The sequence below is a fragment of the Hahella sp. NBU794 genome (assembly GCF_050749805.1).
Classification (GTDB): domain Bacteria; phylum Pseudomonadota; class Gammaproteobacteria; order Pseudomonadales; family Oleiphilaceae; genus Hahella.
Map to the genome: position 1 here is coordinate 4150588 of NZ_CP192738.1, position 12746 is coordinate 4163333.

Annotated in this window: 3 protein-coding genes; 1 reads left to right on the top strand and 2 read right to left on the bottom strand. The window is 51.4% G+C overall.

All coding sequences use genetic code 11. The features are described from left to right. The first annotated feature begins 46 nt into the window (after positions 1 to 46). Positions 47 to 2068 carry a diguanylate cyclase domain-containing protein gene (locus ACQYWX_RS18140; RefSeq protein WP_431685851.1) on the top strand — a complete coding sequence of 674 codons (2022 nt, stop codon included), beginning with the start codon at positions 47 to 49 and terminating at the stop codon, positions 2066 to 2068. Positions 2069 to 2169: 101 nt separating this feature from the next. Here the strand turns inward: ACQYWX_RS18140 and ACQYWX_RS18145 are convergent, their stop codons facing one another. Both ACQYWX_RS18145 and ACQYWX_RS18150 read right to left on the bottom strand, forming a co-directional pair. Next, positions 2170 to 8394, bottom strand: coding sequence for a calcium-binding protein (locus ACQYWX_RS18145; RefSeq protein ID WP_431685852.1), 6225 nt, complete (start codon positions 8392 to 8394; stop codon positions 2170 to 2172). A 94-nt stretch (positions 8395 to 8488) separates the two neighbouring features. Further along, positions 8489 to 12745: an RHS repeat-associated core domain-containing protein gene (locus tag ACQYWX_RS18150; RefSeq protein ID WP_431685853.1), complete on the bottom strand. Its 4257-nt coding sequence runs from the start codon at positions 12743 to 12745 to the stop codon at positions 8489 to 8491. Position 12746 lies beyond the last annotated feature (1 nt).

A 12746-nucleotide genomic window follows, 5' to 3' on the forward strand; every position in this document is an offset into this window, starting at 1 on the left:
TCATCTACACCTAAAGAACTCTCCCCTTGTGGCCAGGACGTCCGCAATGAGCTTAAGGTTAAGGACCCTGCTCTCCCTCAGCTTCGCCGGGGTGGTCATCGCGACGACCGCCGTGGTGAGCGCTATTGTCGACTATGAAGCTTCTCACCGCCTGCAAAAAGAACTGGATCGCCAGTTTATCGGCGCCGCGTCGCAACTGGCCGAAGACCTTGATCGGGGAATATACGCAAGGCTGCGGGATATCATCAACGTCTCCAGTCTTCCCACCATGCGCCATTTGCGGGAAGGCCAGGAGGAGGAACGCCGCAATATTCTGGAGGCGCTGAAAAGAACCCAGGAATATTACGCCTGGATCGGATTCACCGACGAAAACGGCGACGTATTGCAAGCCACCAATGGTTTGATGGAAGGGCTGAATGTCGCGAGTCAGTCCTGGTGGCTGGGTGGAGAAGCCGGTCCTTATGTGGGCGACATTCGCAGCCTGCGCCAGGACGCCATCAATAATCCCGGCTTCACGACAAAGCTTTCCAATTTCATTGAGATAGCCGCCCCAGTCCGCAACGGACAAGGGTTGGTCATCGGCGTGCTGGGCGCTTATGTGAGCTGGGATTGGGCCTCGGAGCTGGCGGCGAATGTCTTGCGTCACCAGAGCCAAAAGTTCGAGCTATTGGTTGTCTCCCAGCAAAACCGCGTCATCCTGGGGCCAGACTCCCTGCTTGCCCTGGACATCCATTTGCCGGATTCGCTCAGAGCCAACGCAATTGGGTTGATTCAATGGCCAGACAGCGAACGCTATCTCACAGGGTTCGCCGACACCAAAGGCTTTCGCAGTTTCAAAGGCCTGGGGTGGACCGTGGTGGCGCGTCAGCAGGCGGACACCGCGCTAGAGCCGATCCGCCAGCTACGCAAGGTTATCTGGCGTTGGGGCGCGATCATCGCTGCGGCGTTCGCCCTGGTCGGCTGGGGCATCGCTGAGCAAATCTCGCGTCCGTTGAAGTCTCTCGCGGCTTCCGCCCGTCAGATCAAGGACGGCGCGCGTCTGATCGCCTTTCGCATGCAGCAATCAGCGCCCCAGGAAATTCACCTTTTGAGCGATGCATTGGGCGACATGATGCAGCAGTTGAAGTCCAGGGAAACGGCATTGCAACGCCAATATGCGGAATTGGATATGCTTTATGAAGGCGCGCCTATTGGGATTGTCATTGTTGACCAGACTATGCATTGCCTGCGCATGAACGTGAAGCTCGCTGAGTGGAGCGGGCTGCAAAATACCGTTGTGCACGGACGTACGGTCACTGAACTGGCGTCGGAACTTCTGGGGCAGTTTGAAACGCCGCTTTCACAAACACTGCTATCGGGAACCCCTTCCTACAACGCCGAAGCCGTGATCGAGGGCAAGGCGAATGAGGTAGAGAGACACTTCCTCGCCGCCTGCCTGCCTCTCTTCGAAGATGAACAAAGCGGTCCCGCCGGCGCCGCGCTGCTTATTTCAGAGATGACCGCACAGCGTCAGGCGGAATATTTCGCGACTCATGACTCGCTGACAGGACTCGCCAATCGGCGCTTTCTGACCGCCTACTTGTTTCAGGAACTCGCCATGGCCCGCCGCCGCAAACGCAAGCTCGCGCTACTCTATCTGGATCTGGACCGTTTCAAAGCAGTCAACGATACCTACGGCCATGACGCCGGCGACGCACTGTTAAAAGAAGTCGCATTTCGCCTGAAAAGCATCTGTCGCGAGTCTGATCTGATTTCCCGCCTGGGCGGAGACGAATTCGTCATCGTCGCCCTTGACCACAAGAACCTCAACAACTCCGCCCGCCTCGCCAAAAGCGTCGTCATCAGCCTGTCGCGCCCCTACATCCTCGGGGGCGTCCATATCCACACCTCCCCCAGCATCGGCATCGCCATCTACCCGGACGACGCCGACGACGAAACCACCCTGCTCCGCTACGCCGACGAAGCCATGTACGAAGCCAAAAAATCCAGCCCCGGCCAGTACCGTTACTACTCGCTGATCAAACCGGGATTACTGGAGGCTAAGGGTGGGTCGGATTCTGTGGCTTGAGTGGGGGAAGCGCCAAGCCACAATGGCATAAGCTCAACAGTGGGGATTCAACGAAAAAAGCCGGCTATTGCTAGCCGGCTTTAAGTCTTATTAGCGATCAGCTATCGCCACTTTGCGTTAATGCTGCCTTTGATGGTCTCCCAGTCGGTATCCGACACGGTAAGCTGACCGGAGTTGGGAGCGGAGTAGCCTGACATCAGGTCCGCCAATGCGGTGATGTCCTCTTCGTAAATGACGGAATCATCCAGTGTAATCCGACTCAGCGTCTTCATATCTGATTCATACCAACCATTAATCACGATCTTGTCTCTCGATCCATACCCGATCAGATCAATCACCAGCTTCCCGCCTGAACGCCGAAACCAGAGTTGTTCTTTGCCAACTCCGCCGGAGATAATCAGGCTATTTTGGCTAGCGCCATCAGAGTCGGCAATGGTATCGACGTCACCGTGAGGCGCATAAAGATAGATATCTGCGCCAACCCCACCATCAAGATAATCGTCGCCGGAACCACCATCCAAAGTATCGACGCCATTGTCGCCGTATAAACGGTCGTTATCCCGTCCGCCTATAAGAGTGTCCTTACCGTCGCCGCCTCGCAGGTTATCATCACGAAAGCCGCCATCAATATAGTCATCACCATTAGAGCCGATAATGCTATCCGCGCCATTACGCAATTCAATGCGGGTAACGCCAATTAGCTCCACCGAACTAAAATCAAGCACATCATTCCCATTGTATCCATCCGCGCCAAGGATCAAGTTCGTACCAGCGCCCAGGTTAATCTGTTCAACATCCAGTACTGATTTGGGGTCGCCATCTTTCATTAATGGTAAGCGAACAATATTATTTTCAGAGGAGCCAATGATGGCATCAAATCCAGCGCCACCCAGAAAACGATCAGCGCCTTCGTCTCCGCCAAGCAGAATAAATACATCATCGCCTGCGCCACCGCTCATGAGATCGTCACCACTCCCGCCAATCAAACGGTCGTTGCCTTCCTCACCATACAGCTCATCATTACCCTGTCCGCCTATCAGTTCATCATTGCCATCCTGACCATACAGGGTATCCTCTCCGGTACCTCCGTTTATGACATCCGCTGACTGGGAACCGATTACTACATCATCGCCGCCTACCGTATTAATGGCGGCCACACCGACCAACTCAACCTGGCTGAAGTCTAAATAATCAGTCGTGCTATAGCCCGCACTCCCTATTATCAAGTTACGCCCGCCACCGCCATCGATGCGTTCAATAGAGATCAATTGGCTTGCAGGATCGCCCGGCTTGACCAGCGCAAAGTTAAATTCATCGTCTCCGGCTCCACCTTCCAGGATGTCAAAACCTTCGCCGCCGTCAAAGTTGTCTCCCACCTGACTGGAGCCGTCTACAATAAACCTGTCGTCGCCGGCAGCGCCATACAGACGATCATCTCCAGGCCCGCCAATCATCACATCAGCGCCCGCAGTCCCGTATACCACGTCATCGCCAGAGCCCGCATTGATTTCAGTGATCCCCAGCAGGGTCGCGCCTCTGAAATCGAGGACATCACTCAGGTGAGTGCCGATGATTTTGTCCTGCCCACCACGACCGTCGACCACCTCAATGTTGACGACGGAAGTCAGGCGGATCAGGTCATTTTCCGGCGTACCCAGAATCTGGTCACGGCCTTCTCCACCGTCAATCGCATCTGCATCCGCATCACCGGCAGTGATCATAAAGCTATCGTCGCCCTTGCCGCCTTTCAATATGTCAGCGCCCGGCCCGCCTACAATCAGGTCAGCGCCTGCGCTGCCTTCAATCAGGTCGTCGCCGCCCAAACCATCGATTCTGGCGATATTCTTCAACAGCGTATGCGTCAGCACGATACGATCCGCGCCTTCCGTTCCTTCTATCAGGTTATAACCGGCGCCGCCGTCGATTTCCTCCACGGAGGCTTCATCGCCGTACTCAGGCGCAAAGACGCCATAAGTGGACAGCCTCACTACATCGTCGCCGGAACCGCCAAGAATACGGTCGTATCCCTCACCGCCGATGAACAGATCTGCGTAGATGTCTCGACCTTCAATCAAGAAGCGGTCATCGCCTTTGCCGCCCAACATGATATCCGCGCCAACGCCGCCAATAATCGTATCCGCGCCGTCGCCGCCTGCAATCAAGTCATTGCCGCCGCGCCCCTGCAATTCGTCATCGCCATCTGTGCCTTGCAGGTTGTTGTCGCCATCGTCGCCATCTGTCTGCGTGTAGGGCGTTCCTGGCGTCAGCGACCATTGCAGGGCGCTGTAATCAACCAGTCCATTGGCGCTGGCGGGAGCATCCACCAACACGCCCTGATTACTTTTCGCTTTCAGCCCCTGGTATATCACCGGGAATGTGACGGACGCCGCATCCAGGATACTCAGGTCAGCGCCTGCTTTGACCGAGGCAGTCGCCGTAACGTCCTGCATCGCCACGCCATAATTAGTCACGATGGGCCAGACCCGCGCCTGCACCCTACCGCCATTGACGACTTGGTCGGTCACTTCGATAGAGCAGACCACCAGCTTCTGTCCGGACTGCTCATCGTCCAGGTTGTAGAGGGTCACGTCGTCCACGTCATAACCGCTGTACACTGGGTCGTCACTGACCGCTGGAGCCAGGATCAATTTGTAGGCGATCTCACCGTCCGGTTCACAGTCGTCCACGCCTCTGACGTTGACGGTCTGCGGCAAGTTCCAGCTAGTCTCGGTGAATTGCAGATAGTTCTCCGTTAATAACAGGCCTTCGCTGGCGTCGGACAGGCTGAGATTGATCAGCACGCTTTTGCCCGCTTCCGGCTTTCGCCCCAGAGAAATCTGGATATCGACCGTTTTCGCACTGCCTTCTTCCGTTTCCAGCGAAGGCGGCAGTGAGACGATAACCGGCGCAGAGTTGGACTGCTTGGTCACCGTACAACAGGCGGCTACAGAGACCTGATTCGCCTCGTCTTTAATCAACGCGCTGAGCGTATAAACCCCGTTCGCCAGACCATCCAGGCTCCAGGTGTATTTATCACCGTCCCCATCCAGATCTTCCTCTATGTTGTCGGCAATGACGACGCCATTCGCAAGCAAAGTAATCTTCGCCGCGCTGTCCGGGTCGGCATCGGTCCATTGAATCGCGACCACGCCGCCGGACAGAACCTGGTTTTCCTTCGGCAGAACAAAAGCGAAAGTCGGCTCGTCATTGACGCCATCCACATTCACAAAGAAACTTTGCGCCGCGCTCCATGGACCCGCTGTGTCTTTGGCGTCAATCGCCTGCGCCCGCCACCAGTAGGTTGCGTTATCAGACAGATCAGCATCCGGCGTCCAGATAGCTTCGGCGCTCTGACGCTCCATGATTCTGTTCTTCAGTTCAGCATCGGCGTATAGCTCGAAACGATAGGTCACCGCATCGCCGTCCGGATCATTAACCGGATGCACGGACAGGGCTGGCCTGGCGACTTCAACCCAGACGCCATCCGCCGGATTGTTCAAAGTTGGCGCAGACGGCGCGAGATTCTCAGCGTCAACGGTGAAAGAAGCGTTGATCCAGGGACTGAATGACAGCCCGTCATAGGCTTTCACACGCCAGTAATAGACCTTGTCCTCCACCAGGCCTTCTACCCGCCAGGACGTGGTTTGCTGCGTTTCCGTTACCGCGCCGGAGGCTTTCTTCTCCGCGCTGTCGAATGTCTCAACCGTATCCAGTTCAAAGAAGTAGCTCAGGTCGTTACGCTCAGGATCAACCGCGTTGCGCACTTGCAAGTCCAGGACGACATCCGCCGTCACCGCGCCGTTCTCTGGCGCTGCGATACCCGGGGCCGCCGGCGCTTCATTCAAGGTGCTGACGATAAAGCTGGCGGCTTCGCTGGTGGCGACAGCGCCATGCTCGTCGGTGACCTTGGCGATCCACAGATAGACGCCATTCTCTTCCAGTAATTCAGAGACCTGCCAGGACGTCTTGCCGCCGATGCCGGGATTCAACCCTGTCACCTGCGCCACCGGACTGGAGAAGCTCGCGTCGGATTCCGCATACACATAAAAGCTGTAACTCAACGCATCCCGGTCCACGTCAACGCTGTTGTTAACGACCAATGTAGGCCTTACGGAGGCGACTACAGACTCACTGGCGGGAGAAGCAATGGCGAATTCGCCCGGCGCATCGTTGGCGGAGTTAAGGAAGAAGCGTCCATTCACCCAGTCGCTGTTGGCTTCAGCGCCTTCCAGGCGCGCGCGCCAGTAGTATTCCGCGTTGTCGCTGAGCGTGACGCCCGGCTCCAGTTTGTCATCGGCGATAACCGCCTCAGTGGTTGCGCCGCCCTCCGCTACGCCAGCCATCGTCGCTACTTTTTGCTTCAGGGCCTTATCGCGGTATACCTCGAATCGATAGCTATAGGCGCCATCCTGATGCGCGCCGTTTTTGACCTTCAATACAGGAGCGGCGGTGGCCACTTCCGCGTCATAGGCGGGGGTGTCCAGCTCTGGAGGCTGCGGTCCCGTGGGGGGATTCTTGGGATCGCCGCCGTTCAGGAATTCCGCCAGATCCAATATGCCATCATGGTCATAGTCATCGGTTCCATCACGGGAAAGGTCACCGAAATGCTCTATCTCCCAGGCGTCGTCCATGCCGTCGCCATCGCGATCATTTTCAGGGTTCACCACAATTTTCACGGATTTGGCCGCTTTCAAGGCGCCATCGGTGGCTTCAAAGTTAACTATGTAGGTTCCAGCTTGTCCACGCTGTGGGAACCAGTTAAAAGTCCCAGTACCGTCACCTTTGGCATTAAAGGTGGCTCCGCTGGGAGGATTCAGAACGGTTAACGTCGGTGTGGTTTTATTGGGGTCGCTGGATTGCACCAGAAAGCCGACCTGACCGGTTTCATAGGTCGTGCGATCGCTGATATGTTGAATAACCGGTGGTAAATTTACCTGCGCGGCGCCGCCAAATTCCAGCGTATATTTGGTGTCGCTGGACGAGGACAGGCTATCAAACAGGTTCAAGTAATAGTCATAGTTGATCTTGTCTTCTTGCAGGGTTTTGGACAGCCAGAAGTTATTCGCTGGCAGCGCTTTGCCATCGCCGCGCACTACTCGCGTCAAGGCCTTGTCGCCCAGGTAGGGATCACTGATCTTGATGTACGCCAGCCCTTCCATCGCGCCAACGGTCAACCCGCGTCTGACGGAACCGCCACCGCCCTGCTCGCCGCCAAGAGCGCCGCTCAAAGTTTTGACGTCAGTGCAGTCATTACACACCCGGCTCGCGACGCCCAGTGACTCAGATTCATACACTTTGTAGCCAGCGCCTTCATGCGCAAGAAAATCCGTAATATTGTCGCGCCCAGGCAAATCAACTTTAACGTCGTGCACCAATAGATGTGTTACAGGGGCCTGCAATAAAGACGTTAGGGCTCCGCCCAGTTCGTCGGCATGGGTCATCTTGGCGGTCAGTTCCGTGAAGGTGCCCGTCAGAGAAGACTCCATGATCCAGCGCCCGACACGATTGCTCTTGGCGGGAATATCGCCAAAGTCGATCAGCAGGGTTTTATCCGCTGGCTTGTCATTCAGGTAACTGCCAGTGATTTTGAAGTCCACCAGCAACTGATGCTGGTTGTCGATAATTTTGGGCTGCGCCGATTCGATTTTGACTTTATGCGCCGCGCCGCCGCCCCGGTTGGAGATGCGCACGCCCAGGGTGTAAGGCTCCGCCGGTTCAATTGGCGTTGTGAATGGATTGTCGCCATTCACTTCCCGGGTCAGGAAGTAGTCGAGCAGTATGTCGGGCTGTGGTTTGACAACGATCGTATCCGGCGCCACCTGCAGGGTCTCGGATTTGCCGCCGTATGTCAGATTGAGGGTTGCGCCGACATAATAAAGCTTGCCCTGCCCGTCAGCGCCGCCGGAGTTTTTGGTGGGGATGATCAGCCAGCGCAGCTCGCCGACTTGAGCGGGGTCGATCTTACCATCGGTAATGGCGCCGTTCGCCCCTGACAAGACGGAGTTGATCCCCTGATGCTGATCCAGCTTGATGAAAAACTTCGCCGAGCTGTGATTCGGATCAGAGGAAGCAATGACCGAATTACCCGCATCATCGCTGAACTGAATCGCAATCTTGATATTCTCCAAAGCGAACGCATCCAGGCTATTGGTCACCCGCATCGTCGCCTCAAAGGCCTGCCGCTCCACCGTCAATTCCTGGGAGAGCTCCATCTTCACCACCGCACACAGCGACTCCTCCGCCCGCGCAACGCCACCCAGCAGCCCCGCCACGAACAAAACCAACCCCGCCGTCACGATCCACGACTTACTTCGAATCGCTGTCATTTTATAATTTCCAGCTATATTAAAGACAAATTTAATAGTTATTAATCACATAACACTACTGAAAGGCTTCAGTACACTCACAAGAAAAAACCTCCTAATTCTCCCAGCATGAACATGAGCCAATTGCGGCTGCAAGTCCTACCCCAACTGCAGCCCCTATAGATCTAGCGGCACTCCCTTTCATGTACTGACCTGTTGTTCGCATACCACCCTGCAGCTCAGGATCCATGGAGAGCCCATGAGACGGGCGAGAGCGAGTTACCCCCCCTCCCAGGGCACCACCTGCCCCCCCAATCGCTACCGCTTTTTCTAAACCAGAGCCATCGTCCGTACCGTCAATAGAACCATTGAGCACCCCTTCCACTATTCCTCCGATACTTCCACCTGCAACTTGACGTTTGAAAGTTGCACCGACTAATTGACGTGCGTAGCCACCAACAGGAGCTGCGCCAATAATCGCTCCGCTTACCATCCCACCTACGACTGATGAAACGAAACTATTCCAATCTATTTTCTTATTTCCGCAAGCAGTCTGCCCAAGGAAATTCGAGATACCCGCCCCTACCCCTCCTATAACTGAACCTGCAATCATGCCAGGAACAAAAATCTGACCGGTAGGATCGATATAAATCAATGGATTTTGAGAAGCGTAAGAGTAGACATTTATACCACCATAAACGCCAATATAATCCGCCTGTATATATCTACCCAGCTCAGGAGAGTAATATCTATAGAAGTTATAATAAAGCTGCGTCTCTTCATCATAATACTGACCAGGCATACGCAAGTTATTGCTTATATGATTTTTTTCAATAACAGCTTTACCAAAAGAATCATAAGCAGCTTTCCAAACAACCTCGCCTGAATTAGAAAAAAGCCTCAAGGGTGTTCCAAGATGATTGTTTTGATAATAATAAACCTTTCCTTTATATCGCTGAAACAACGGTGATGTCATCCACCTTCCGTCAGGAGGGTATTGATATTCTTTAATCAAATTACCAGATGAATCATATTCCGCAGCTAATCCATTAAGGCCGTACATGAAATATACTTCAACACCATTCACCTCCTTCGATATACGCTGAAAGAAAGGGTCATACTCATAATTAGAAATCGTTGCGCCAGCCTCGTTTTCAACACGCACCAGACGACCTAACGGGTTATAATAAAACCTGACCTCTTTATCTTCATAAAACTTGGTAACCAAATTCCCATCAAGATCATACTCATAGTTAAAATGGTCATCTCGAATCAACTGATTGGCATCATTATACTCCATCGCATCAACGACAGTCGCACCTTCCTTTCGACTCAACCTATTATCAACCCTGTCATATTTATACAGTTCATTATCGAAATGGCCACGACCATCTCCTAAAGAATAATCGGCACTCGTCAGCCTATATGCTTTATCATACTTAAATGCAATCTCACTATCACTTTCGTACTGACCGATGACATTCCCCACACTGTCATACTTCAAAAGTACTTTAGATATAATATTATTTGCCGGATCCCTGAGCTGATACGATTTTATTTTACTCATCCCATCAACCTCATATCCAATTCTTGCTCCGCCAGGAAATGCCACATCAGATGGATTACCCATCCGATACTTATCAAATGCAATCACCCCTTCGCCTGGAACATTAACCGTTTTAATATTCCCTGCAGCGTCGTAGCCGTATGAATAGACCACACCCTCCGGATTTGTGTATGTAAGTAAGCTACCATTCTTGTTATAGGAGTACTTAACCTCCTTGCTAAAATCCCCATAATCTATAGTAACCTTCGTCAACTCCCCTATCTCATTGTACAAATAACTTCCAGAGGTAACACCATCACTATAAGACGCAACTTTTCCTAGATTGTTATAACCAAAAGATACTATTCGCTCTATATTTCGTGCTTTTTCCAACGGATAATACTTAATTTCTACCAACTGATCCGCTGCATCATAGAAGTATGCTATCTCTTGAGAATTTGGCGTAATTTCCTTAACCAGGTTCCCATTCCTATCATACATATAGCTGCGTAATACCCCTCGCGCACCATCAGGAAACCTGCTTTCGCTTATCACTCTATTATTCTTATTGTAAGTAAATTCGGTTACTCTATCTTCAGGATCAATAAGTTTAATTAGATTACCTCTGAAATCATAGGAAAAGCGAGTAACACCACCTTCAGCATCAATAAATTTTATGATGCGCCCAAAATCATCATATTCAAATTTAGTGCTATTATACTCCGCGTCTGTTTTTTTGGTTACTAGTCCTATTTTATTTCTTTCGAATGTTGATCGCTGCTCTTTATCTTCAAACCTATTAATTATGGACCCAGCCCAGCGATCAGCACCATATTCTATATATTTCGAAAGATCGACATATTCAATCTTTCTAACTAAAAAGTCGTCAATAGAGTAGAAAACCTCATTGCCATTCGCGTCTTTTTGATAATCAACCTGGCCATTAGGTGTTTTTCTAACCAATGATTTATTACCTAATGCATCCGTAAAAGTTAGCACTCTATTTTGATGGCTGTATTCAGTTTTAAATACAGCCCCATAATGGTTAGTAATACTAACCCTCTCATTTAGATTATTATAGCCATAATGCACCCCCCCAGTATTCGGCATAGTTGTTTTAGCTAGATTCCCGGCAGAATCATATTCAAACGTTGTTCTTCGCTTCAGTGGATCCTCCACTGACAAAAGATTTCCCGCGCCATCATAGCTATATCTATAAACGCCGCCCTCAGGTCTTGTTTCCGTTGTCGCTTGGCCCAATGCATTATAAGTATATGTAGAGACGTTACCCTCCGGGTCGACGACTGACTCCGCATTACCATATGCATCAAGGTTTTCCGTGTAAGTCACCCCACCGATACTTGCTGTACGCTGGGTATCACTATAGCTAAATATGAAAGAGAGACTCTCAGTTTCACCAGATTGAGTGTAGTTAGTTAACCGCGCACCTCCATCATAGCTATAATTATGTTTAACGCCCCGGGGATCAATACGCTCTAGCGGTACATTTAGCGTAGCATGATACTTAGCAATTTCCTTACGCCCATCTTGATAGCGAATTTCAGTATTATTTCCCCAAACATCTTCTACGTATTCGATCGTTTCTCCGTAACGGGTAACCGTGCGAATTTTATTTTTTGTGTCGTAAACTATCTTGTTAACAAGATTCCCATTTACTTCTCTTTCGTACAGGGTCTGTTCGTTTCGTCTTTTTTCAAGAATTTGATCAGTTGCAGAGGTAAATAGAATCCCTTGCCCACTACTAGAAGTTCCGGAGGCCCCTTTATCCGTTGAAAGAAATCCAATACCTGTTGGTTTGGGCGAATTACGGACTTTAACTTCCTCAACAGTGCCGTCGGGTAATTTTTTTGTTGTTTTATAGAACTCGACATTTGATTTTTGGTTAATGGAAATATTTTTCAGATATTCGTATTTGTAAGAAGTAGCGTCTCCGTTGGCGAGTACTATTTTCTCAAGTCGATTATCGTCAAATTCATATGAAGTAGCGTTACCATTAGGATCTATACGCTGGGACAACTTGCCTGAGTGATACACATAACGCCATTCATAACCGCGCACATCCTTTACTGACTGTAATTCTCCATCAATATAGGCATAGGACACCTCGCGCCCGGAGTAATCCATGACCGAGCTTGGCGTCCTGGAATCGCCTGAGTACTTTATCTGGTAAAGCGTCTGATTGAACTTATCTACGACAGACTCAATTCGCTCCTGAGTATCCCGATTTAGCATGTATTGGTTGGCAATATCTCCATAGGATAATGTTTTGCCTTTTTCATCATATTTAATCCAGTCTCCTTTACGATTGCGCCATTCATAACCACCAGTTACAGGTACAATGTGAGCGCTGTCGCCGCCAAATCGGGCCATTCCCGCGACCCGCTCATAATCAGTATCAAACCGGCGTATTTTTCCCCATTTTTTATAGCCCGATAACCCAGCGGCTTCTCCCTCCAACTCCAGCGGTTTAGGATCAAAGTCAATCGAGCCGCCTCCTCCAGAGCTGTTGTTGGCGAACTTCACTTTTACTTCCTGCTTGATAAACTCCAGATCCGCCCATCTCGCATTCCAGGTCCACCCTTTACCAGGACGATAAATCCGTGTTAACCGCACCCCATCACCTAGCGTCTTTACGTACAGGTCTTGCTCTTCCAATACGAAGTCCGCCTTATAGTCCGGCTCCTGTTTCAAAAGAACTATGCCTGGCTCCGCCAAGGCGGTTTGGAGGCCAGCAACCGCCAGACAAGTAACAAAGGCAATATATTTAGTCAATTTCATACACAACGCTTTAACTACTGATTTCACT